The sequence below is a fragment of the Psychrobacter sp. JCM 18903 genome, from assembly GCF_000586475.1.
In the GTDB taxonomy this organism is placed as follows: domain Bacteria; phylum Pseudomonadota; class Gammaproteobacteria; order Pseudomonadales; family Moraxellaceae; genus Psychrobacter.
Genome location: NZ_BAWJ01000017.1, coordinates 1 through 23,826 on the forward strand (window position 1 = coordinate 1; position 23,826 = coordinate 23,826).

At 41.1% G+C, this 23,826-nt stretch carries 17 protein-coding genes and 5 pseudogenes; 16 read left to right on the plus strand and 6 right to left on the minus strand.

All coding sequences use genetic code 11. From position 1 onward, the window contains the following. Positions 1 to 191 precede the first annotated feature (191 nt). Positions 192 to 916, minus strand: a pseudogene (locus TT12_RS11620) (GntR family transcriptional regulator). Positions 917 to 1,255: 339 nt separating this feature from the next. Here TT12_RS11620 and TT12_RS11625 point away from each other — a divergent pair. The 8 genes and pseudogenes from TT12_RS11625 (at position 1,256) to TT12_RS11655 (ending at position 9,763) form a co-directional block, all read left to right on the plus strand. Next, the gene (locus TT12_RS11625) at positions 1,256 to 2,545 is read left to right on the plus strand and encodes an SLC13 family permease (protein ID WP_045455050.1); all 1,290 of its coding nucleotides are present in this window, start codon (positions 1,256 to 1,258) and stop codon (positions 2,543 to 2,545) included. A 501-nt stretch (positions 2,546 to 3,046) separates the two neighbouring features. Continuing rightward, positions 3,047 to 4,086, plus strand: a pseudogene (locus tag TT12_RS11630) (Bug family tripartite tricarboxylate transporter substrate binding protein). A gap of 118 nt (positions 4,087 to 4,204) precedes the next feature. Then, on the plus strand, positions 4,205 to 4,510 hold the full coding sequence (locus tag TT12_RS11635) for a hypothetical protein (RefSeq protein WP_243443642.1): 306 nt from the start codon (positions 4,205 to 4,207) through the stop codon (positions 4,508 to 4,510). After that, the gene (locus tag TT12_RS17590; protein ID WP_243443643.1) at positions 4,510 to 4,659 is read left to right on the plus strand and encodes a hypothetical protein; all 150 of its coding nucleotides are present in this window, start codon (positions 4,510 to 4,512) and stop codon (positions 4,657 to 4,659) included. Before TT12_RS11635 ends, TT12_RS17590 begins: the two co-directional genes overlap by 1 nt. A 5-nt stretch (positions 4,660 to 4,664) precedes the next feature. After that, positions 4,665 to 6,165: pseudogene (locus TT12_RS11640) on the plus strand (tripartite tricarboxylate transporter permease). 216 nt (positions 6,166 to 6,381) lie between these two features. Continuing rightward, the gene (locus tag TT12_RS11645) at positions 6,382 to 7,011 is read left to right on the plus strand and encodes a sulfite exporter TauE/SafE family protein (protein WP_243443644.1); all 630 of its coding nucleotides are present in this window, start codon (positions 6,382 to 6,384) and stop codon (positions 7,009 to 7,011) included. Positions 7,012 to 7,772: 761 nt separating this feature from the next. After that, positions 7,773 to 8,642, plus strand: coding sequence for a 23S rRNA pseudouridine(2604) synthase RluF (gene rluF, locus TT12_RS11650; protein WP_045455053.1), 870 nt, complete (start codon positions 7,773 to 7,775; stop codon positions 8,640 to 8,642). A 413-nt stretch (positions 8,643 to 9,055) separates the two neighbouring features. Continuing rightward, positions 9,056 to 9,763, plus strand: coding sequence for a hypothetical protein (locus TT12_RS11655; protein ID WP_045455056.1), 708 nt, complete (start codon positions 9,056 to 9,058; stop codon positions 9,761 to 9,763). Positions 9,764 to 9,898: 135 nt separating this feature from the next. Here the strand turns inward: TT12_RS11655 and TT12_RS11660 are convergent, their stop codons facing one another. Further along, positions 9,899 to 10,159 carry a hypothetical protein gene (locus TT12_RS11660; protein WP_045455060.1) on the minus strand — a complete coding sequence of 87 codons (261 nt, stop codon included), beginning with the start codon at positions 10,157 to 10,159 and terminating at the stop codon, positions 9,899 to 9,901. A 564-nt stretch (positions 10,160 to 10,723) separates the two neighbouring features. Between TT12_RS11660 and TT12_RS11665 the strand changes: the two genes are divergently transcribed. From TT12_RS11665 to TT12_RS17600, 6 genes and pseudogenes are all read left to right on the plus strand, one after another. After that, positions 10,724 to 11,074 carry a hypothetical protein gene (locus TT12_RS11665; protein ID WP_193216949.1) on the plus strand — a complete coding sequence of 117 codons (351 nt, stop codon included), beginning with the start codon at positions 10,724 to 10,726 and terminating at the stop codon, positions 11,072 to 11,074. A gap of 476 nt (positions 11,075 to 11,550) precedes the next feature. Then, positions 11,551 to 12,156 (plus strand): hypothetical protein, encoded by a 606-nt coding sequence (locus tag TT12_RS11670; RefSeq protein WP_207804063.1) that lies wholly within the window; start codon positions 11,551 to 11,553, stop codon positions 12,154 to 12,156. A 426-nt stretch (positions 12,157 to 12,582) separates the two neighbouring features. After that, on the plus strand, positions 12,583 to 14,559 hold the full coding sequence (locus TT12_RS11675) for a TonB-dependent receptor plug domain-containing protein (protein ID WP_207804064.1): 1,977 nt from the start codon (positions 12,583 to 12,585) through the stop codon (positions 14,557 to 14,559). Positions 14,560 to 14,594: 35 nt separating this feature from the next. Then, positions 14,595 to 14,885 (plus strand): TonB-dependent receptor, encoded by a 291-nt coding sequence (locus tag TT12_RS18585; RefSeq protein ID WP_207804065.1) that lies wholly within the window; start codon positions 14,595 to 14,597, stop codon positions 14,883 to 14,885. Positions 14,886 to 15,039: 154 nt separating this feature from the next. Next, positions 15,040 to 15,617, plus strand: a pseudogene (locus tag TT12_RS17595) (sulfite exporter TauE/SafE family protein). Positions 15,618 to 15,631: 14 nt separating this feature from the next. After that, the gene (locus tag TT12_RS17600) at positions 15,632 to 15,889 is read left to right on the plus strand and encodes a hypothetical protein (RefSeq protein ID WP_243443645.1); all 258 of its coding nucleotides are present in this window, start codon (positions 15,632 to 15,634) and stop codon (positions 15,887 to 15,889) included. A 76-nt stretch (positions 15,890 to 15,965) separates the two neighbouring features. On the opposite strand, the gene TT12_RS11685 is transcribed toward TT12_RS17600, so the two are convergent. The 3 genes from TT12_RS11685 to TT12_RS17610 form a co-directional block, all read right to left on the minus strand. Then, positions 15,966 to 16,904, minus strand: coding sequence for a response regulator (locus TT12_RS11685; protein ID WP_045455070.1), 939 nt, complete (start codon positions 16,902 to 16,904; stop codon positions 15,966 to 15,968). A 33-nt stretch (positions 16,905 to 16,937) separates the two neighbouring features. Continuing rightward, positions 16,938 to 18,392 carry a sensor histidine kinase gene (locus tag TT12_RS17605; protein WP_243443646.1) on the minus strand — a complete coding sequence of 485 codons (1,455 nt, stop codon included), beginning with the start codon at positions 18,390 to 18,392 and terminating at the stop codon, positions 16,938 to 16,940. A 77-nt stretch (positions 18,393 to 18,469) separates the two neighbouring features. Then, positions 18,470 to 19,294, minus strand: coding sequence for a PDC sensor domain-containing protein (locus tag TT12_RS17610; RefSeq protein ID WP_243443647.1), 825 nt, complete (start codon positions 19,292 to 19,294; stop codon positions 18,470 to 18,472). Positions 19,295 to 19,924: 630 nt separating this feature from the next. Here TT12_RS17610 and TT12_RS11695 point away from each other — a divergent pair. Continuing rightward, positions 19,925 to 20,401, plus strand: a complete 477-nt coding sequence (locus tag TT12_RS11695) for a hypothetical protein (RefSeq protein ID WP_201605031.1) — start codon at positions 19,925 to 19,927, stop codon at positions 20,399 to 20,401. A gap of 375 nt (positions 20,402 to 20,776) precedes the next feature. Further along, a pseudogene (locus tag TT12_RS11700) lies at positions 20,777 to 22,710 on the plus strand (oleate hydratase). A 140-nt stretch (positions 22,711 to 22,850) separates the two neighbouring features. Here TT12_RS11700 and TT12_RS11705 read toward each other — a convergent pair. Further along, complete coding sequence (locus TT12_RS11705) at positions 22,851 to 23,657, minus strand: LysR family transcriptional regulator (RefSeq protein WP_243443648.1); 807 nt, start codon at positions 23,655 to 23,657, stop codon at positions 22,851 to 22,853. Positions 23,658 to 23,826 lie beyond the last annotated feature (169 nt).

A 23,826-nucleotide genomic window follows, 5' to 3' on the forward strand; every position in this document is an offset into this window, starting at 1 on the left:
TTTGAGAAGCTTAGTTTGTTTGTACCAACTTAATCTACTCTTTCTCATATGACTATCCTAGATTATTTTACTTATCTAGGACAGCCCCTTAAATAAAGTTGTTATAAACACTGTATCAGTTTTACATATTATTAATTGCGTAACCCCTTTGCAAATAATCTGAATGAGTTGACCACTACTTTGATAGACCGCTAAATAATATTAATCTCATAACTGAATTTTTCTGCCAGTCCATATGATTCTCTATATTCGATAGGATCGCCTTCTAGATTCTTCGCAATGCGGCATACCTTAACTAAGTTTTCTTGCTTATTGTTGCCAGATAATCATCACTGTGATCGGTTATAAAATACAGCGTCTCTACAGCAGACGATACGAATTGACCACACTTTGTATAGTAAAACGGATAGAGAAGATTCTCGAAATCTTCAGGATTTAGGGTTACAAAGGCTTGGAAGCGACTCTTAGGTAACCAAATCTTTTCACTTAACAAGACTCTGTCTTCAACCATACGCGTACGTTCTATATAAATGAGCGCTTTGTTTTTACCTATATTTAGTTTTTTATTAATGTCATCAATACCGTCTACAACCATGATTTTTTTAATTATGCCCGTCGGTGTGACATAGCGGGCATCTTTATCACGAAACTTAAAAAACCTTAATAATGAGCTTGCAAAATCTGGACGTTTTAAGAAGGTGCCTTTGCCTTGCTGCTTTATTAACACCCCATCTTCTACCAATTTTTCGACAGCTTTTCGGACAGTTCCTACAGATACTTCATACTTATCTGCAAATTCCTGTTCCGTCGGTAAGGGCGTGTTTTCATCCCACTTACTCTCTGTCAGTAACGTCTGTATATGCCATCGCACTTGCTCATAACGTGGCATTTTAAATTCTTTGAAATTATTTAGCATTTTTTTCACCACATTGGAAAGGTTTTTATTAACTGTTTCAATCTCGTCAAGCACTGCCATTGCTGTAAAACCACGTTATCCCTGATCAACTTCTCTTAAGCTTTCAGCGCATTCGATAGGTATCACATTAATATTAAAGCATTATTATATTTTTATGATTAATCTTTCCTAATTAACGCCAATTTTTTTGCTATCATTCCACTCAATGATACGCTTTTAAAGCTCAGATGAGCTTCTGATATAAAAAGCTATCCGTCAATATTAGCGCAATGCTCTTTACTCTGTAAAAACTGCTATGGTTTTTTATAGAACTCATACAGTTAAGGTCAAGGAGTAGTCGTGACTCTTTATATTCTCGCCGCCATCGTGATATGTATCATTTTGGGCTATACCACTAAGATTAATATTGGCCTATTTGCTATTGCATTTTCATATCTGATCGGTTGTTTCGGTATGGGGATGAAGGCACATGAAATTGTTGAGCTATGGCCTCTCAAAATTTTCTTTGTTATTTTTGCAGTGACGCTTTTCTATAACTTTCCCCTAGCTAACGGTGCTTTAGAGAAGCTATCTAATCATTTAATCTATAAGTGCCGTCACTTTCCCGCATTCTTACCTTTGGTTATTTTCCTTGTTGCCACGATTATTGCAGGCCTAGGAGCCGGCTATTACACCGTCTTAGCGACGATGGCACCAATGATCCTGCTGTTGTCTAAACGCACTAACTTGAATCTTGTCATTGCTACTTTATCGGTGAACTATGGTGCCTTAGCGGGTGCTAACTTTATCACCTCACAAAGCGGTGTTATTTTTAGAGAGCTGATGCGCGGCGCAGGCGTCGCAAATGACAATACCTTTACTTATGTGTTAGGGGTGTTCGCTGTCACTTTTATCATGCCTATGATTGTATTGGGTGCTTATAGCTTTATCAATACCAAAAATAGCAAAATATCGATTCAGACGACCATACCAGAACCCTTTAACAGTAAACAAAAACAGTCTCTTATACTGATCTTTATTATGATGGCTATTGTACTTATCGTGCCCATTTTAAATCTACTCATGCCACAAGTATCAGCGATTCAGTTTTTGAACGCTCGGATTGACATTGGTTTTATCGCCATATTTTTTGCTTTAGTGAGCTTATTTTTAAAATTAGGCGATGAAAAAGCAGTGATTGCTCTAATACCTTGGAATACCCTCATTATGATTTGTGGTGTTGGTATGTTAATCAGCCTCGGAGTAGAAATAGGCGTTATTTATGATCTGACAGAATGGCTAAGTACCAATGTACCTATCTGGATGATACCGATTTTAGTCTTTGTTATTAGCGCCATTATGTCAATATTTGCTAGTACGCTCGGGGTAGTCGCCCCTACTTTATTTCCTATGGTCCTGCCCCTAGCAGTTGCCTCTGGACTGAGCCCTTTATTACTATTTACCTGTATTGTTGTGGGGGCGCAAAGCTCATCACTCTCGCCTTTCTCATCAGGAGGTAGTCTGATGTTAGGCGCTTCTCAAGTCGTTATAAACAAAGACAAGCTTTTTAATGCGCTACTATTCAAGGCAGTGCCCTTAGATATTGGTATCGGAATACTCGCAATTTTACTTATCCAGCTGATATTTTAACTTCTCATAGGTAAAATATACCGTGATTTTTTAATATTTTTAAATATGCTTACTATATTTTGATCCCAATATATCTATTTTTCTCACTAAATTCATAACTTCTTAAATCGTTGTCATAGCCTCGTAATGGTACTGATATCAACGTTATTTTTAGGATGTCTCAATAATCTTCGCCATCACCAAATCATCTTATCTATTTGTTTTAATTAATTTAAATATTTTTTTCGAAGAAATCAATATCATTTATTCATCCTGCATATTGCTATAACAGGAGACCTTATGCCGCCTTCAATTTAATATATTACTATAAAATTCATATATACATACATATGTTTCTTGTTATTTTTAAAATATTCTGTTACTTTTGCATAGTAATGAAAAGCATACGTTTATGAAGTTAATGAGACACATTAATCGAATGCTACCTTCACCTGTAATAACTTTATATTTTGGCCAAAATTCTATTGAATTTTACTGTAAAATACACACAAGGAGTGTCGTGTGAAAAAACTATCCTATCTGGCTCTTGGCCTGTCTGTCCTAGCTTTGACCGCTTGTAACAATGCAAACGAAACTGCCAGTACAGATGCGACTGCCGCAGATGGCTCAACTGAGCTCACTGCCCCTTCACGTCCAGAATGTATTGCGCCTGCCAAACCGGGCGGCGGCTTTGACTTGACTTGTAAGCTTGCCCAAGCTGGCTTAAGAGATACTGGCATCTTAAAAGATCCTATGCGTGTCACCTATATGCCAGGTGGCGTCGGCGCGGTTGCTTATAACAAAATCGTTGCCAATGATCGGGACAATGGCGATGCAATTATTGCCTTCTCTACCGGCTCTATCCTTAATTTATCGCAAGGTAAATTTGGTAAGTTCACTGAAAAAGATGTGAAATGGCTCGCGGGTGTTGGTACTGATTATGGCGCTATCGCGGTCAATGCAGACTCTCCTATTAAAGATTTGGCCGGCTTAGTTGCTGAGCTCAAAAAAGATCCAAAAGCGATCAGCTTTGGTGCTGGCGGTAGTGTTGGCGGTCAAGATTGGATGCAAACCGCTATTTTAGCCAAAGCCATCGGTGTCAAGCCTAGTGACATGACTTATGTTGCCATGGAAGGTGGCGGCGAGGCGATCACAGCGGTGATGGGCAATCATATTACTGTTGTCAGTGCTGGTATTGCTGAGATTATGCCGCAAGCCAATGCAGGTAAATTACGTGTATTAGCAGTATTTTCAGATGAAAGATTGGGCGGCACGATGACCGATATTCCTACTGCGAAAGAGCAAGGTTATGATGTGACGTGGCCAGTCGTTCGTGGTTACTACATGGGTCCAGACGTAAGCCCTAGTGCTTATAACTGGTGGAAAGAGGCTTTCGATAAGATGCTTGTTGATCCGAAATTCGCTGAAATACGTGAGCAACAAGAATTGCTGCCTTTCTCTATGACTGGCGATGAGCTACAAGCTACGTTTATAAACGTACGGGCGAACTACGCGAGTTATCTGCTGAATATGGTCTTGTTGAAGCAGCACCAACCAAATAGTTACGTTGAGATTTAATAACCTTTAGCAATTGAATATCAAATATTTTGGTATTTCTCAAAGGGCTGGCAGGATATCTATCTGTCAGCCTTTTGCTCCAAAATTCAAGGAATGCTCCTTATGACAATGGAACGTTTGTTTTCCGGGCTGATGGCACTGGTCAGTATATTCTTAATATACTTAGCCATTGGTTATGTTGCCCCTATTGCTTATGACCCAATTGGTCCTCGTCCTTACCCTATTTTAATCTTTTCCCTGCTTGCCTTTGGCTGCTTAGTCGTTGCTTTTCGTCCCGCCAGTTTTACTAAAGCGATTGAATTGGGTTTAAATAAAACGATCATCCGTAATCTTATTTTATGTGCGCTTGCCTTATTGGTCTATGGTCTCATTTTTGAAGTATTGGCTTTATTCTTGCCACTATTCTGATGTCTTTCGCCGTAGGTTTACTGTTTGCAGGTAATCCTCTAAAGAGTTTTATCTTTTCAGTGTTAATCAGTATTGGCTTATATGTCTTATTTGACCTATTTTTAGATGTCAAATTACCACTCGGATTGTTGTCAGGGATAATAGGATAGCCAATATGGATACTTTTGATTTTTTGATGCATGGCTTTGCTGTTGCATCTACCCCCAAAACTTACTGCTGGCACTCATCGGAGCTTTTTTAGGTACGATTGTGGGCATGTTGCCGGGTCTTGGCCCGATTAATGGTGTAGCGATATTACTGCCATTCGCTTTTGCGCTTGGTTTACCGCCTGAGAGTGCGCTCATTTTGCTAGCAGCCGTTTATCTTGGCTGTGAATATGGTGGTCGTATTTCTGCCATTCTTATTAACGTACCCGGTGATGCTGGCGCCATTATGACGACTTTGGATGGCTATCCATTGGCAAAACAAGGCAAGGCTGGTATTGCACTGTCTTTATCTGCTGTCAGCTCTTTCGTCGGTGCCACTATCGCGACAATCGGTGTGGTGCTATTTGCGCCGTTATTAGCCAAATGGGCAATCTCATTTGGACCTGCTGAATACTTTGTACTGATGGTATTTGCTATTACCTGCCTCAGTGGTTTGGTAGGTGATCAGCCAGTTAAAACGGGTATTGCCGCGTTGATTGGTCTTGGTCTAGCAACTGTTGGGGTTGATGCTGTTACTGGTATTTACCGCTTTACCTTTGATTCGGTTAATCTGTCTGATGGCATTCAATTTACTACCATTGTGATTGGTTTCTTTAGTGTGAGTGAAATTCTAATCTTGCTCGAAAAAACCACGACGGGACACAAGGTTATTGAACAAGGTAAGCGCAGTCTATTAAACTTTAAAGAGTTTACTTTTGCTTTTGGAGCCATGCTACGTAGTGGTCTAATGGGCTTTGTTGTTGGTATCTTACCAGGTGCAGGCGCAACGATTGCCAGTGCAATGACTTATGCTAGTGAACGTAAAATCGCTGGTGATACTGGAACCTTTGGTGATGGTGATCTTCGCGGTGTTGCATCGCCAGAAGCAGCAAATAATGCCTCAGCTTGTGGCTCATTTGTGCCAATGTTGACGCTAGGTGTGCCGGGTTCTGGTACGACAGCAGTATGATGGGTGCGTTGACGTTATATAACATCACACCGGGTCCACAGTTATTTACTGAGCAGCCAGATATCGTATGGGGTCTGATTGCCTCATTATTTATCTGTAACGTTATTTTGCTAATCATGAACATCCCTTTGGTAGGTTTGTTCGCTAAACTGCTTGATGTACCAAACTACATCTTGATACCAGCCATTGCTGCGGTCAGTTTCGTTGGCGTATATTCTATCCATAGCACGACTTTTGACTTGGTATTTATGGTGGCACTTGGTGTCTTCGGTTACTTCTTACGTAAACTAAACTTCCCTTTATCAGCGCTTATTTTGGGCTATGTATTGGGTGAGCTCATGGAGTCTAATTTAAGACGAGCCCTATCTATCTCTCAAGGCGAGCTTAGTATCTTATGGAGCAGCCCTATCACAGTAGTGCTATGGTTGTTGGCTATTTTGATGGTATTCATGCCAGTTATACGTAGTATCTACCGTAGAAAATTTAAGCCTGCTATTTAAGTTTTAGTTACTCTGTTCTCAAAATACTTCTCCGGTGGTGGTTATACTCTATGTATGACCACCATTTTTTTAGAAAATAGTTACACCCGATACTTTCAATGAACGCGTTGAAATTGCTAGAGGAATGAAAATGCTACTCTAATAAAACCTCTTATCAGTTAGCCAGATTTAGTTGACTACTACCACTTGATGTCACTCATGAAATAGGATTTTATAGTGCTCCTTGTTTTAGATTTACTACAATCCATCCCAAGTTGGCATTTAGTAGGCTTGTTTTTCGCTGGCATGGCCGCTTTTATCATCTCTACTATATCGGGTGGTGGCGGTGCCATGTTACTGATACCAGCCACTTCTTGGATGATAGGGACAGCGGTTGCACCACCTGTGATCAATTTGGCTACTTTGATTAGCAATACATCTCGACTATATCTATTCTGGAATGATATTGATTGGTCGTTGACCAAATATTACGTACCAAGTGCCATTGTAGGTGTGTGGCTAGCAGCATTTGTTTTTAGTCGTTTAGATGCTGTCTGGATTCAGTTATTGGTTGGCGTGTTTTTGGTGTCTACTATATTCCAATATAAGTTTGGTAAGGTAAATAAAACTTTTGATATGCCAAAAGCAGGTTTTATACCTTTGGGCTTTATGATTGCTTTCATGAGCACATTAGTGGGCGGTCTCGGCCCTATACTTAACCCTTTTTATATGAATGCTGGACTAGAAAAAGAAAACCTTATTGCTACCAAAACGGCTAATTCTTTTTTTGTAGGTATGGTACAAATCGGCAGCTATTCTTTTTTTGGTATATTCACCGTCAAGCTCTGGTATATGGCATTGTTTTAGGATTAGGTGCCGTTATTGGCAATATCATCGGCAAACGCTTTTTGGCCGGTATGAGTATTAGTCAGTTTAGAATAATGCTACTCATGCTAATGGTTATCAGTGGCATAATAATGATAATAAGAAACCTGAATGTGCTGTTTTAATAAGCCTTTCATTCGATACTGCAACTATTCACAGCAAATTTACATAGATAATCGCAGTGAGTTTACATCGCTTATCTTTACCAATTCAGCACATGCACATGATACATTTTTTGAAATGTACTCAGCTTGGTTATCCTTTACCTATGCTATCAATCCTGTAGAAACTAGCTTGAGAGAGTCTAACTAACCAACTGGACAGTAAAATTCAAACCCCTAGCAAGTTTGTTCACAAGGCAACCTCGTAATTTGTACTACGCCCAGAAGCATCATATTTTTCTAACATCCCCTTCTCTATCAAGTCATTGATACTTCGTAGTACTGGTCTATAGAACACTTGGTCATCATTGCCCATTTCTTAGTACTCAGCTTGCGATAAAAATCAGTGAATAAAGTATGACTGACCCCTGCCGTCAAATCCGTAGAAACAAAATTGGGATAATATTGATTTTAATAGGCGCAAATACGATACTGAATATATTTCTAAGGTTTTGCCCTTCTCTCCCGAAATGGATATTGAATTTCCTATATAATGTGAGCCATCTCTTTGTTGATAACCCCTTTAATTTAGGCTTTTTTCTTAGTAAAAAAAATGCTTCTTATCAGGTAAAACGGTGCTTTATGTTTAACGCTTCCTCAACTCGTTTAAATAAATACATCAGCGAAAGCGGTATTTGCTCCAGGCGAGACGCTGACCGCTTTGTTGAACAAGGTAATGTATACATCAATGGTAAGCGTGCTCAAGTAGGCGATCAAGTGGTTGCTGGAGATACGGTAAAAGTCAACGGGCAACTCATTGAGCCGCGAGAGGCGGATGATTTTGTGTTTATTGTCTTGAATAAACCCGTGGGTATTGTGAGCACTACAGAAGCTTCAGAAAAAGATAATATCGTTGATTTCGTTCGACATAGTACACGTATTTTTCCAATTGGACGGTTGGATAAAGACTCTCAGGGTTTAATCTTTTTGACCAGTAATGGCGATCTGGTTAATAAGGTACTTCGTGCAGGTAATAACCACGAGAAAGAATATTTGGTGACGGTGAACAAGCCGATAACGGATAGTTTTATTGAGGGTTTAGCTGGTGGCGTGCCAATGCTTGGGAAGATGACCAAGAAATGCCCAGTTACTAAGGTGGCACCCACCGTGTTTAACATCACGCTAGTGCAGGGTTTAAACCGTCAAATTCGTCGTATGTGTGAGCATTTTGGCTATGAAGTGGTGAAGCTTGAGCGTACGCGGATTATGAATGTCAGTCTTAAAGGTACTCCCGTTGGAGACTGGCGAGATTTAACCGAAAAAGAGTTGTCTGTTTTACTTAAGTCCATAGAAGGTTCTTCTTCAGATGCCAGTAATCCGGGCAAGAAATCTCGTAATGCGCCACGAAAAAATGCTCGTACTGATGATTCATCAAAGACAAAAACGTCTTCAAAATCAGCGGGGGCAGCAAAGGCAACAAGAAATACGCCAAGGATGATGCTAGAAAACTAGCGGGTTCTAAAGGTAAAGATAGACGTCCTTTTGGTAATGGCAAGAAGGCTGTGGGCAATGGCAAACCTGCTACAAATGGTAAGCGCCCTGCAAAAGGTCGAAGTTCTAAGCGGTAGCAGTATCGCGACTATAGATTGATGGGTAAAGGTTAGCTAACTAGAACACTTGATAAGAAATACTGCACAAAAAGCCAGACAATTTAAGTTGTCCGGCTTTTTTGTTGCCTGCAGGTTTTCTCAACCAAATAATTTTTATTATAAATCCAAATCATAACTAGGATGTGTCTGCACGAAGTACCGTTGGTATGGGCGGACTAAAAATAGCAAAGTCTAAGACAGTTAGCAGATGTCATTGTTTAAAAATTCGATTATAGTAGATATCGAATCATACATTTAAAAGTTGAGGACAAAATAATGAAGACACTAAGTTTATGTATTGCAGCAGCACTGGGTTTAAGCGCTTGTGCTGGTGGAATGACAGGGAATACGGGTCAAAACAATAATGTCAATGGTATCGTCACTCAATACCCTGTTGAGACTGCCATGCTCAACATCTATACCAAACAACGCAGTGATAAATTAGTTGCGGTTGTCGGCAGTCAAAGCGTGTCAGCAGAGATTCAAGTGACGCCTAAGGGCAGTATGGTATTTAATAATAAGTCTGTACAAGGTACCGAAATAAACACCATTAATAAGATGAATAATCAAATCACCAATCAATCAGTCGCTATCAATTACTTCACCCTGAATCCACTGATATTCCATGGTTTTACAGACGGTACAGGTAAATACTCACTATCTAACCAGACGACCACCATTCCTAAAATGGCGACGGTGGGCGCTTCTAGTAAGCTACTGACGGAAAATGTCTATGCCGATAGCAGCATGCGTAACAAGATAGGGACTTATAACCAAGACTGGTCTTTGTCGCGTGATACGAATAATACCGCATGGTTCTGTATAGAAACCTCAAGCAATCTATTACTCAGCTTTGACCCTGCAGGCACTTCATCAGAATGCTACAAGATCAATGCCAAAGGCGATATCTTAGCAAGCAAAGTGACACTGAGTCAGCCTAGTAGTAATGGTAGTAGTAAGACGGTTACTTTAAACAGTCAGTAGCTATTATCTTGGTGACATGCCCTTTATCATATAGCCTTGTTACATAGCTTTCGTCACATAGCACTTATTACATAACAACGAAACAAAAAATAGCGCCTAGTATGGGCGCTATTTTTATATCAGTAAGCTGAACGATTAAGAACGATGTCCATGATTATGCTTAGCTTGATATTTGCTTTTTGCTTTGAGATGAGCCGCTGGTTTTTTTGATTGATGCTTTGACACTACTGCCTTTTTTTTAACATGCTGATGTTTATTATCAAACTTTGCATTGACCTTTTGATGCTTCACTTTAACAACATGATGTTTAGCAATTTGCGGCGCAGCACTTGCTTGGCTAACCATTGTGAAGCAAGCAGTAATGGCTAAAATTGAACTTATCATTATTTTTTTCATTATTTTTTCTCGTATAAAGTCATATTAGTTATGAGTTGTGGTTGAAACTGCCTTACTCAATATCAAGTAAAGCATTCACGTGATAAAAATTTGCTCTATCGACAACGAGAATGATAAATGATTCAAACGTTAAGTAGATTTATGAAGATTAAAGAAAGGTAACCTTAATGAGGGAAGGTTTCTTAAGTGGTACGCTATAAGCGTCATATTGGCGCTTTTCTAGACGGGCAAGTAATAGCGAATGAAAAGATATCTTATATATAGATTATGATGACTCGCTTTGGCATATTTTTTATCAAACGTAGACGTTGTCACGATACTTTCATTTTCACCCTATAAAATGCGTTGATTATTCAAAGCCATTGACGATATGCCGCATCACAATAAAGTCTTTTAAAAAGTGAAGACCAAACTAAGCAGGCTAGATAAGTATTTTGCAAGAGTCGCTGGGTTTGGGATTTTTTTAAAGTAGCCACACTTATGGTCTTCTGAATAGCAATTTTGAAATAACTGAGAATCAATGTAATGAACCATTACTTATGTTTGACAGATTATGAAAAAAACTTGATTGATAGTGCTTTGCTCATTCTGATGAAAAAAAACATCCAATATAGCGATCAATCAAAAGAAAACTCAGTGCAGCAATACTATCAAGATTTTAATCTCACACTTTTTGAGCTATGTGCAAAAATAAAAGCACCTGATTTTGATAAGCAAATGGATTTATCCTCGAAAGAAATCAAAGCAATTAAAAAAGCCCTAACCTCACTGTATGACCGTATCTATCAAAGAACCCTTAAGGATATAGAGGGCAATCAAGAAGATCACTATAAGAGCTGTAAGTTACAGATTATAGAATTAGAGAGAAAAATCGATATCATCGAGAAAAACAGTATAGAGAGCAATAGTTGTTAAATTGTTCTTTTTTACCGAAAAATTTCACTATTTTTAAGTCGCTAGCACCATCAATATTGGTCGCGTAAAACAAAAAATCGCACTCCGCATTACATTAGCCTATCTTTTCCGCTGGGTCTTATTAGCTCTTTCCCATTTGTTTGGCTATCGTCTAGCTACTTCAGTCATATAGTCTTTTCAGTACAAGATGAATAGGTACAGCAAAGGATAATACGGCAAATAATAGTACGGCGAATAGCAGGCTGGGCAAACATGACGACGCTGTGACCGATTTCTCTAGAATGCCCGATATATCTCTATACAAGACTTGTAAAGAGCATACCCCTTGTCTTAGAATGGCATTGTTAATAATAATGTCTATTTTGTTAAGTATTCTTTCTAAAATGCTTTAAACTGACGTTTTAAGTTAGCACACCTCCTTACTTATAAATGTTACCTATGCATCATCAGCATGCTGGTAATACGATGACCCTATCATGTCTACTAAGCGCCGTAAGCTTGTTTTACGATATTCATCACCGGTAACGATGTGGTTCGGCATGTTGGTCGCATGTTTTGCTTGGATCATGCATATCACGCTGTTGCTCACACCTCTGTGGGATGATAATGCCCACTTAGGTCATGGTATCTGTGCAGAGCTTGCACCGATTGTATCGGCAGCTAAGCAGTATGAGCAAATACAGACTGATATTGCGCAAACGAATCACAACATACCCATTGATAGTGCCGCTCGTCATTTACTTCATCATAATACATCCTTATCTTTAGCATCGCCTACGACCGTTGAGCCAGTCATAACGGTTGACGCAGCACCTTCACAGGAAGCCTTATATAGCAAAGATAAGGTTGCAAGCTCTGAATCTAACCCTGATGCCGTAAAATACACTGGCTGTGACCTTTGCACTGCCATGTCTGCGGCACTATTGCCAGTCGCTTTTACACATACTGACTCGGCTTTGATTGAGCTGTCTACTGTCTCAGTTACGTTTTTGTATCGCTCACATACCTACTCTCCTAGTAATTTTTTACGACCCTCGCACGCGCTCCTCCAGTCACACCCACATAACTATCTACATTTATAGTCCGATATTTTTAGGGCGTGTCCTCATTTTAAAAAATGGTGATAAACATGAGATAAATTGCCGTCAAACAAGGAAAGTAGCGCAAATAATATCGAGATATTAATAAGCTATTTGATGATGTTTGGCAAAATTTAGCCATTTTTAGCTCATTTCGAAAGTAATCGATTGAATTGAGGACACGCCCTAGAGCATTAGTGACAATGCTCTCAATCAACGCGCTCATTTGACGCTCTGATTGAGGCACTTGTATGCGCTTGCCTAAAACATTGCGCTCAAAACTGTGCTCAAAATGCTATCTATTTATATCGGAAAATATTCGGCAAGTGCTTAGTCTAAGTCCATAAATGGCTTGGCTTACATTGCCTCTTGGTAAAAACTGAATAACCGATTTCATAAAATATTTTTGCGAATTTCTAGGAAAGTAAGATGTTATCTTCATCAATAAACGCTGTACCTATTTTAAAACTAAGTGTTTTAGCTTTGTCTTTATTGCATATCAGTAGCGCTTATGCGGATTCCACAACCGTAAAGGCGCACATGCCTACTACTGATGATGAGCCACATATTCAATTGCCAGAAATCGTCGTTTATGCGACAGCAGCGGATAAGCGCTCTAGTACCAATGCACTTGGGACAGCCGCCACCCTTGATCAAAAACTTCTTAACAGTAAACAAGTGGCAAGCAGTGATACGGCCACCATACTGACAAAAATACCCGGTCTAAATGTCCAAAGTGCCGGTGGCATCTCAAACTTGCCCGTGATGAGAGGCTTGGCGGACAACCGTCTGCGTATCTTAGTGGATGGCGTTGACTCAATCGCCTCCTGTCCAAACAGTATGAACTCACCCTTGTCTTATATTGCGCCAAGCGCTATAGACAAGACCACCGTTTATGCAGGTGTGACGCCTGTGAGTGTCGGTGGTAATAGCATTGGCGGCACCATCGTCGTCGAAACAGCAGAGCCTATGTTTTCAACGGATAGCGAAATACTAACTTCAGGTGAAATTGGCACATTTTATCGTAGTAATGGTGACGCTTATGGTGCCAATTTATCTACCACAGCGGCAAACGATCAGCTTAGCCTCACCTATAAAGGCAGCTTTGCGCAGGCGGATAATTATAAAGCTGGTGGTGATTTTAAATCTTATACAGAGACAGGGAACGCTGGTAAAACATTAGCGAAGGACGAAGTTGGTTCAACCGCCTATGAAAGCAAAAACCAGTCAGTAGATGTGGCTTATAAGAACGGCAATCATCTGCTACAAGGCACTTATCTGTGGCAAAACGTCCCAAAAGAGTTATATCCAAATCAGCGGATGGACATGCTCGACAATCAGCTTGACCGCATTAATTTGCGCTACAAAAGCGAGTTAAATTGGGGACAGTTAGAAGCACAGGCCTATCATGAAGATGTCGATCACTATATGAATTTTGGGGAAGACAAACAGTTCTTATATGGTAATGCCAAAGGTATGCCGATGTACACCAGTAGCGAGACCATCGGTGCCAATCTTAAAGGTATTATTGATTTAACCAATCAAAGCACGCTCAATATAGGTGCTGAATATCAAGACTACACGCTCAATGATACGTGGGCGGCATCTGGCGACGGTATGATGTCGCCAAACGACTTTCAAAATATCAACAATGGTCAGCGTCAGCGCATCGGTATCTATGGCGAATGGGAAAAAGACATCTCATCTGACTGGATCACCCAGCTTGGCGCTCGCTATGAAAACGTACGTACCAGTGCTGATGAAGTACATGGCTATCAAATCGATGGTCAAAACAATATGACCAATCAGCTGCGAGATAGCGCTAACTTTAATGCCAGTGACCGCCAAACCACCGATAACAACTTTGATATTACTGCACTCGCGCGCTACGACATTGATTCACAAAAAAACCTAGCCTTAGGTCTGTCGCACAAAGAACGCACGCCAAGCTTATATGAACGCTATACCTGGTCCACTTGGAAAATGGCGGCCATCATGAATAATACCGTTGGTGACGGCAATGGCTATTTTGGTAATCCTAATCTACGCCCAGAAAAATCCAACACCCTATCTGCCACCTTAGACTGGCGCGGTGCTGATGATAGCTGGGGCATCAAAGCCACTCCTTACTATTCAAAAATTGATGACTATGTCGATGTCGTACAGTGGAACCCCATGGCAAACACAGCAGCTAGCACTCAAACAGCGAATCAATATAATGTGCTGCGCTATACCAACCAAGATGCTGAGATATATGGCATGGATATCTCAGCCAATCGGCAGCTGGCAGCAAATGCTTGGGGGTACTGGGATATAGTAGGCTCCTTAAGCTATACCAAGGGGAAAAATAAAGATAGCGGCTCAGACTTATATAACATCATGCCATTCAATGGCAGTGTTGCCTGAATCGGGAAAATAACGGTTGGACAAACCAAATCGAAGTGGTGGGCGTCGCGGCTAAAAATGATATCTCAACCCCTCGTAACGAAATTAAAACGGCGGGTTATGGTCTCTTAAATCTCAGTACAGGCTATCAGTTTAAAGAGGTAGCGATTGAGGCTGGTATCGATAACGTATTCGATAAAAACTATGACCTACCTCTAGGGGGCGCATACATGGGTCAAGGCAAAACCATGTCGATGAATGGCGAAATAGGTAGCGGTTCTAACTGGGGTACTGCCGTTCCTGGCGCGGGACGATCATTGTATGTGGGTGTCAACTATAAGTTTTAGGTGTCATTAAGATAGGTCATTAACTGACTAGCATAACGATTAAACCTTCAACGGATTTTATTTATTTTATATCTTAGGAAGCACCTTCATGACTATGGCACTATTAATTGCAGCATTCTTAATGGGATTTTTTGGTTCGCCACATTGCTTGGGTATGTGTGGCGGTATCGTCACCGCATTCGGACTATCGATGAAAGAAACCAGTCCAGCAAAAAAACGCGGTCTCATTGCGACTTACCATTTGGGGCGCTTACTCAGTTATGCCTACTGGGCTTAATTGCTGGCGTGATTGGCACTACGGTATTAACCCCTCTGATGGTTGGCAATAGCACACCTCGCATTCTACTAGGGTTGGTTTTGGTATTTGTAGGATTAACCATGCTAGGGTTGCCTTTTTTAAATAAGCTTGAACGTCTTGGTATGCATTTTTGGCAAGCTTTATCACCTCTGCGGCAGAAAGTCTTCCCCTTAAACACCTTTCCTCGAGCATTGACGGCAGGTTTATTATGGGGATTTTTACCCTGTGGTCTCGTTTATGGCGCATTACTTATTGCGGTCGTCGGTCATGACCCACTCACAGGTGCCGTGTTAATGTTTGTCTTTGGTCTAGGAACCGTACCCATGCTCGTCGCCACGCACGAAACGGTCAACTGGATGCGCAATCAAATCGGGCGTTTGCGCCTAAGGCAAGTGAATGGCGCAATCATGATGCTATCTGGCTTAGCGTTATAGCGGTGCCGATGGTCATGGCCAATATGCATGGTGGACACGGGCAAATGAACCATGAGCAAATGAACCATGAGCAAATGAACCATGAGCAAATGAACCATGAGCAAATGAACCATGAGCAAATGAACCATGAGCAAATGAATCATGAGCAAATGAATCATGAGCAAATGAATCATGAGCAAATGAATCATGAGCAAATGAATCATGAGCAAATGAATCATGAGCAAATGAATCCTGAGCAAATGAATCACGAGCAAATGAATCACGAGCAATAAAAATGTCTCTCATGTAAATAAGGGAGAATGATACGTTTAGATCATAGATAGGGCATTTTTAGCGTGCCCTATTTTTTTATCTACTAATGCGCCAACCTCTGAATTTAGCAAAGAAACCTTTCAACCTTTCAGAAAAGTTAAAAGCCTCTGACTCCGGCACTTCTTCAACATGATGACGAGCTGCCAGTATCGGCTGCTGCACCAATCTTTCGTGATGATCAAAAGCCCGATCAAGACTGATACTCATGATAGAGAAGTTAGTCGGACGTGGTAGACAGCGATATACCTGACCCCTATTAATTAAATTAATGACCATATGGGCATCTTTGAATTCAGTCAACATCAGCACCATCAGATCTGGCTGGATATTTTTTAAGGCATAAACGATGGGCGTAATATTTTCTTTATTGAGCGTCGAATCTGTAATCGTGACACCAAAGCGTTTTTTTTGTAATAACTTTGCGGCCTCTTCAAGGTTACTCGCCCAGCTCACGGTATAAGCGCTCTTAAAATGACTTTTTATTTGTTGATAGACACTCTCATCATCGTCTAATACCAATATATTGCGATTGCTAACCGTGCCACTATTAACACGGTTTTGAGTTGCATCATTTTTAATAGAATTTTGCGTGATTTCTTGCGTTTGATGAGCAATTTCTGTGGCTTTATTAACAATTTTTTTGAGTTCGTCATTTTGCCATGGCTTAGTGATATAGCGATAAATTTCGCCCTCATTCACAGAATCCATCACGGCATTCAGATCCGCATAACCAGTTAACAAGATACGAATAGTATTTGGTGAAGCTGCTTTGATGTCACTCAATACTTCCGTACCTTGCTTATCTGGCATGCGTTGGTCGCTGATGACCACTTGTACTTCATTCTGGCTGACATATTCCATTAGCTCAGTGGCATCGGTAGTAATAAATACGTCATGTGACTGGCGAAAATGCATTTTTAAGCTACGCAAGATACGCGGCTCATCATCGATAAAAGCGATTTTTGGTTTTTGCATGACGCTCTCTTTAAATAAGTTATTGGAAGTCTCTCAACTTTCAAATAAGGCTTGCGAAGGTTTCTTTTCATGAACGATAGACTGTATCGGTAGCATGAGGGTAAACGTCGTGCCCGCGCCAACGACTGAGCTAACCTCAATGCGTCCACTATGTTGTTCGATGATTTGTGCCGTAATAGCCAATCCTAACCCTGTGCCATCGCCTGCTTTTTTAGTGGTAAAAAACGGCTCAAAGATATGCGTTAAAATGGGTTCTGCGATACCGACACCATTGTCTATAATGCGTACCACGATATATTGCTGCGCCTCATCGACAGACGAGCTGACTTGCAATGTCCCTTTATGATCTGGCGGCATGGCTTGCGCGGCATTATTAAATAGGTTTAGTAATACTTGGTTAATTTGTGAAGGATTACATTGAATCAGCGGCAGCTCCGCTAGATTGGTATTAACGTCTAAGGTTTTTAAATTATTGCGAGCCATAATCAATGAGGTATTGATGCAATCATTGATATCGACATCTTTTACTTTGGATTCGTCTAGTCGAGAAAAGTCGCGCAAGCTGACGACCAGTTCAGCAATTTGATCGACGCCATACAGTCCATCTTTGATTAAATCTGCCAAATCTTCACTGACTTCATCTTCTTTGATTTCCTCGCAACATTGTAAAGTCTCTTCTATCAGTATCTTGACTTGCTCTTGATTGATAGTTGGCGCTTTTAACGCCTGCAATAATTGATCGGTATGCTGTAGCAATTCATTAAAACGCACGAGATTATCACCGACCAGCTCCATATTACTTCGCACGTATCCCAGCGGTGTGTTGACCTCATGCGCCACGCCCGCCACCATTTGACCTAATGTAGCCATTTTTTCGGAGCGCACCAGATGCACTTGTGAGGCTTTTAACTCCTCCATGGCTTGCTGCAAGTCTTGGGTGCGGGCAGCGACTTGTTTTTCTAGATGGACATTGATTTCGGCAAGTGCGCCTTCATTTTCGACGACGCGGTCAATCAGTTGATTGGTCTGCTCGCTAATGATTTGAATCTCACTGACATTTGAGTGTGGCAGTTTAAGGGCGCTTAATTGTTGATATTTTTTTTGCTCAATTAATGCACCCATATCAGCCACTGCTAGTGCCATGTGCTTTAGCGGTCGTGTAAAGTAGCGGCGAAACACCCACGCGGTCAACAACAAGATAGGAATAAAACCCAGTAGCATGGTTTGAATCAGCTGGTTCGACAACGCATTTGCTACGCTCATCATGTCATTATTGGGCTTGACGACGACCATCTTCCAATAGGTAAATGGCATACGAAACACAAAGGCGGTGGCGGACTGCTGCAGCAAAAAATCATTGGGCACAGCGATGGTCTCAATCAAGTGACTGTCTACCAGATTAAACGTTTGGTCAATATTCAATAGCAGCAATGCTGACAGCAACTTGGATTCTTGTTCGCTGATTTTATTCAGATTGGTCGTACTCAAAATACTACGTGCCGCGAGCGTATAACGACTTTCATCTCTGGCAACTGCCTCATCGATGAGTGTTTGGTTAATGCTATCTAGCTGTCCGCAATAGGGGCAAAGCTTGAATGTTTCTCGGCCAATTGATGCGCGGTTACCATCTCGCCTTGGGGATTATCTTCAGTCGCTTGCGTGACCATAGATTGATCAGGAAAGGTCAAAAACCGATTGTCCAAGTCTACCAAAAAGACATAACCACCCAGCTTATCTTGCCACTTTTTCATAGCCTCATCGAGGTTATCTAATAGCAGATTAAAACTCACCACTCCATCAAAAGCCTGATTGCGACTGTCATACAATGCCTTGGCACACGTCATCATCGGCTGATTGCTTTGCGGATCAACATACGCACGGCTCCAGACACAGTGGTCATGACGTGCGTACATCGCAGGAATGTACCACCACTCTCGATAATAGGGATTCGGCGTTTGGCGCACTTGATTATACTGCTCTAACGGTTGCATGTTGCCTGCGTCATCCCGCGCCCACACAAACGACTGGCGCTCTCGGTTTTGAGCATACATATTTGGATCAAACCACACGCCACCGCCCACAATCCGTTGATCGGTCTGTTGCATGAGATTACCAAAAGTTTCTCTATAAAGACTATCTTCTTTTGGCAAGCCGCCCGCCATCGCGCTGGCTGCCTTTGCCAGTCCGTCGACATGGCTGATATTCGCCATAATGCTATTAATGGCTTCGTTACCCGTTTCAACCACTGTCTCTGAAGTCATCTCCAGTATACGAGGCTTAGCTTGGGTTTCGATGACCCAGTACACCATTAGGATAATTAGTAAAAAAGCCAATGCTAGAATAATCAGCATGCGTGTGGAAATACTACCAAGCCGACCAGCAACACTCATAGATAAACCTTATATTGATGCATCTACCATCATCAATGCATCACTTAATGAATAAAGACATCAGTGATACGCAACCACCATTTATAGTGGGCTCAAGGATACGATGCCATCATGACAATATGATGACAAAAGTTTTGTTTTATTATCTGTTGACCAGTATCTTTTAATTAACAACAATTAGCTTGCCGTTGGTAGATACAACCTTGTGCTCATTTAGCGCTGCTCTCTTTTTATTATCAATAACATCATGCAGCTTATTGAGCGCATAGCTGTACTATCAGCCATTGCAAGGCACAAAAAAGCCACTTATTGTTTAAGTGGCTTCTTCATATTCAAGTCAGTCGCTAATTTTTCTATTTATGTCATCAATATCTCTATGATTATAGAGTCTACCAAGTTTATCTTGTTCTGTACTGTGAAATTTTATACATATGTTATATTAATAATACTAATATAGAGGGCGTGTTTGTATTTTATATAATGTCGCGGATCTCCGTCACTTATCACTGATTGCAAAGCCTGTCTGCTGTACACTCAGAGCTTGATATCACTCGCTCATACAGCTATTCAACTAACCATAAAGAAAGACGCTCACAAAGTCTTTCTCTTTTAAATATTAAAGGAAAAGCGATGCGTTCTTTGTTTTTTAGTACTTTGTGCTTAGCAAGCAGTCTTTCACTAATGGCTTGTAGTAGTCATCAACCAACCACGGCAAAAGAATCAACAGCGGTCATTACCAATACGACAAAAGAGAACGCTGACGAACAGCTAAGCTTGGAGCCATCCAGCACCGAAGAACCGTTATCAGCATTCACCGCTTTTGGTAATACAGAAAAAAGTTGGCGCACAGTAATTAATGGCAACCAACTCAGCATTGAAGCAGATTTTTTGAAACCAACGACCATCGTTGTCTCTCGTTCGACCTATGCCGAAGGTGTGGAATACGTGAGTACCGTTAGCGGCAAACCTATTATTATGAATATAAATAGCCAGATTTGTACCGATGATAATGGCTATCAGAATGAATTTACGGTGACGTTAACTTATGATAATAAAAGCTATCAAGGTTGCGCCGTTGCTGGAGCGTATGAAACAGCACCTACGTAATGGCATAGAATTTTTTGCGGTTAGCACATCATAAATAGCCAGCCATTAGCCAATGGATAACGCATAATTTGGCAAATAAGTACTTATATTACTTTCAACCGATGTCATTTTTGTTTAATAAAAACACCCTATAGTCTGTCTATAAACCCTTCATTTAAGGGCGTGTCCTCATTTTAAAAATGGTGATAAACATGAGATAAATTGCCGTCAAACAAGGAAAGTAGCGCAAATAATATCGAGATATTGATAAGCTATTTGACGATGTTTGGCAAAATTTAGCCATTTTTAGCCCATTTAGAAAGTAATCGATTGAATTGAGGATACGCCATAGTCAAATAACCTTTTATATCAGTCTTACTAAATAAGGATGAACCTATGAAAATCATAAAGACTCAAACCAATAATCCGGTAGACCACGACACATTTATCCACCAGCCTGATGCCAGTAAAACCCGTGTAGCAAACATACCAGGCAAACGCTTACCCTTCCCTGATCAAATTGGTAATTATCAGCGCAATATTGGGACGCCCACTGATGCTTATCAGGACAGTAAGGTTTATATTGTTGGGGGCGGTATTGCAGGTTTGGCCAGTGCTTATTACTGCATCCGAGATGGCAAAGTATCCGCTGAAAACATTACTATTTTAGAGCATCTTGACGTGGCAGGTGGCTCCTTAGATGGTAGCGGCAATCCTGAGACGGGTTATATGGTGCGCGGCGGTCGTGAAATGGATTTCACTTACGAAAACTTTTGGGATTTATTCCAAGATATCCCTGCTCTTGAAATGCCTGCGCCTTATAGCACCTTGGATGAGTATCGCATAGCAAATGACACCGATCCCAATTACTCTATTGCACGCCTGATCCATAAGCAAGGTGAGATAAAAGACTTCAGTCAGCTGGGATTGAGTAAAGTCAATCAACTCGCTCTGATTCGTTTGCTATTAAAACCCAAGGAAGAGCTAGACGATATCACTATTGAAGAATATTTTGATGACAGCTTTTTGAGCAGCAACTTCTGGACATTTTGGCGAACCATGTTTGCTTTTGAAAACTGGCACAGCTTACTTGAGTTTAAGCTTTATACACATCGCTTTTTACATGCATTGGACGGTCTAAACGACATGTCTGCACTGGTATTCCCAAGATACAACCAATTTGATAGCTTTGTTAAGCCACTACAAAATTATTTAAAAGATAAAGGCGTGCAGTTTCAGTATGACACGCTCGTTACCAATTTAGACATTGAGTTTGAGCATGCTGATAAAGTAACAGGCACCAAAAAGGTCAAAGCCATCATCACGGAGAAAGCGAATGAGCAAACCACCATTCCTATGGGTAGCAATGATTACGTCATCGTGACGACTGGCTCCATGACCGAAGATACCCGCTATGGTGATGATAATACTGCGCCGACGCTGGACTTCACAAAAGACAGTATGGGGCAATCGTCTGGTTGGAAAGTATGGAATAATCTGGCTAAGCAATCTGCCGTCTTTGGTCACCCAGAAAAATTTAATCAGCATGTGGATAAATCTGCTTGGATGTCGGCGACTTTGACCTGCCAGCCGTCTGCCTTTATTGATAAGCTCAAAACGCTGTCTGTCAACGATCCTTATACGGGTAAAACAGTGACCGGTGGCATCATTACGATTACGGATTCAAACTGGTTGATGAGCTTTACTTGTAACCGTCAACCGCATTTCCCTGATCAGCCAAAAGACACGCTAGTCGTATGGCTATATGCCTTGTTTATGGATAAAGAAGGCAATTATGTCAAAAAACCCATCCCAGAATGTACAGGCAAAGAGATCTTGAGCGAACTCTGTCATCACCTTGGTATCCTCGATGATATAGAGAATATCATGGCCAATACCATCGTCAGAACGGCTTATATGCCTACATCACCTCGATGTTTATGCCTCGTGCTAAAGGCGATCGTCCTGAGATAGTCCCTGATGGTTGTGTCAATATGGGTCTAGTCGGTCAGTTCGTCGAGACACATAATGATGTGGTATTTACCATGGAGAGCTCTGTTCGTACTGCTCGTGTCGCAGTTTATGAGCTACTAAACGTGCAAAAACAAGTCCCCGATATTAACCCATTACAATACGATATCCGTCAATTACTAAAAGCCGCGAATACACTCAACGATGGTAAAGGTTTCATCGGCGAAGGTCTATTAACTAAGCTTCTTAAGGGTACTTATTACGAGCACATATTGCCAAAAGCCAATCAATCCACCAACGGCAATGACTCAATATTTACTCAGCAATGGGAAGCAATCAAAGGGCTTTGGCATAAGTAGGTCTGGCATCAGTAATGTTAGTTTGATAAAAGCAGCTTTGATAAAAATGGCTTTAGTACAACTAATGACGAAAAATAAAAACGATAACGCTCTAGGGCCTGCCCTCATTTTAAAAACGAAGATAGAAATGAGGACATGCTCTAGTCAGACTTGGATAACTGCTGTAACTGCTCAATCAGCCAACGGTGTATACCACTGTGACTGGTACGTGGGTGCCATGCTGCTATCACCTTAAATGTGGGTGGCAGGGCTTCCACTTTAAGCTCTTTAACTCGACTGTTTGGCAATAAACGCGAGGGATAAAATGCGATCATATCGGTTGTATAAAGGATATCTGGCACCGCAGAAAAGCTAGGAACGGACATAACGATGTTTCGTTTAAGACCTTTTTCTGCAAACCATTGGTCATGAGAACCACGCAAGTTAGCGCGTGAAGGTGACACCACCAACTGCGAGTGTGCAGCAATTTGCGCCAGTGACAGCGGCTCTGTTGTAAAATTATTATTGCAACCAGTAATGCAGAAATGTTGTTCTTCAAGCAGCGTCACATAAGCCAAGTTATCAGGGATAAATTCTGGGAAAGTAATCAGCAGATCAAGCTCGCCTGCCGTAATAAGCTGATTGACATTGTCTGAGGCAAAATCACGCACGATTAACTTCAAATCAGGCGCGTCGCGGCGTGTTATATGAAACAACTGCGGTAATAATGCCTGCGTCGCATAGTCGGTCGCGCTAATCGTAAATACGCCTTTATAAGTCTGCGGCGAAAACACATCCGGCTCTAACAGTGCTTCTAATTGCTCTAATATGCGACTAATGGGTTGCTGCATCGATAGCGCTTTGGGGGTTGCCACCATGCTATTGCCTTGACGAATAAACAAACGATCATCAAACAAATCACGCAGCTTACGTAACTGTTCGCTGATTGCCTGCTGTGTCAGCCCCATTTTGCGCGCGACTTGTGAGAGATTTTTAGATCAAGCAACGCATGTAGCACTCGCAGCTGCTTGATATCGAGTCGGTTAATTCCATTCATAACATATACCATTAATAATTGTATCTTAAACAAGAAAATCCTGTTTCCAATTGTATCTATAAAACTCTATGCTTACCAAC

Bases quoted from the DNA above. Each gene is read 5' to 3' on its own strand.
- TT12_RS11635 (WP_243443642.1), top strand. From the start codon at position 4,205: ATGACAATGGAACGTTTGTTTTCCGGGCTGATGGCACTGGTCAGTATA.
- TT12_RS17590 (WP_243443643.1), top strand. From the start codon at position 4,510: ATGTCTTTCGCCGTAGGTTTACTGTTTGCAGGTAATCCTCTAAAGAGT.
- rluF (WP_045455053.1), top strand. From the start codon at position 7,773: ATGTTTAACGCTTCCTCAACTCGTTTAAATAAATACATCAGCGAAAGC.
- TT12_RS11655 (WP_045455056.1), top strand. From the start codon at position 9,056: ATGAAGACACTAAGTTTATGTATTGCAGCAGCACTGGGTTTAAGCGCT.
- TT12_RS11660 (WP_045455060.1), bottom strand. From the start codon at position 10,159: ATGAAAAAAATAATGATAAGTTCAATTTTAGCCATTACTGCTTGCTTC.
- TT12_RS11670 (WP_207804063.1), top strand. From the start codon at position 11,551: ATGTCTACTAAGCGCCGTAAGCTTGTTTTACGATATTCATCACCGGTA.
- TT12_RS11675 (WP_207804064.1), top strand. From the start codon at position 12,583: ATGTTATCTTCATCAATAAACGCTGTACCTATTTTAAAACTAAGTGTT.
- TT12_RS17600 (WP_243443645.1), top strand. From the start codon at position 15,632: ATGGCCAATATGCATGGTGGACACGGGCAAATGAACCATGAGCAAATG.
- TT12_RS11685 (WP_045455070.1), bottom strand. From the start codon at position 16,904: ATGCAAAAACCAAAAATCGCTTTTATCGATGATGAGCCGCGTATCTTG.
- TT12_RS17610 (WP_243443647.1), bottom strand. From the start codon at position 19,294: ATGAGTGTTGCTGGTCGGCTTGGTAGTATTTCCACACGCATGCTGATT.
- TT12_RS11695 (WP_201605031.1), top strand. From the start codon at position 19,925: ATGCGTTCTTTGTTTTTTAGTACTTTGTGCTTAGCAAGCAGTCTTTCA.
- TT12_RS11705 (WP_243443648.1), bottom strand. From the start codon at position 23,657: ATGGGGCTGACACAGCAGGCAATCAGCGAACAGTTACGTAAGCTGCGT.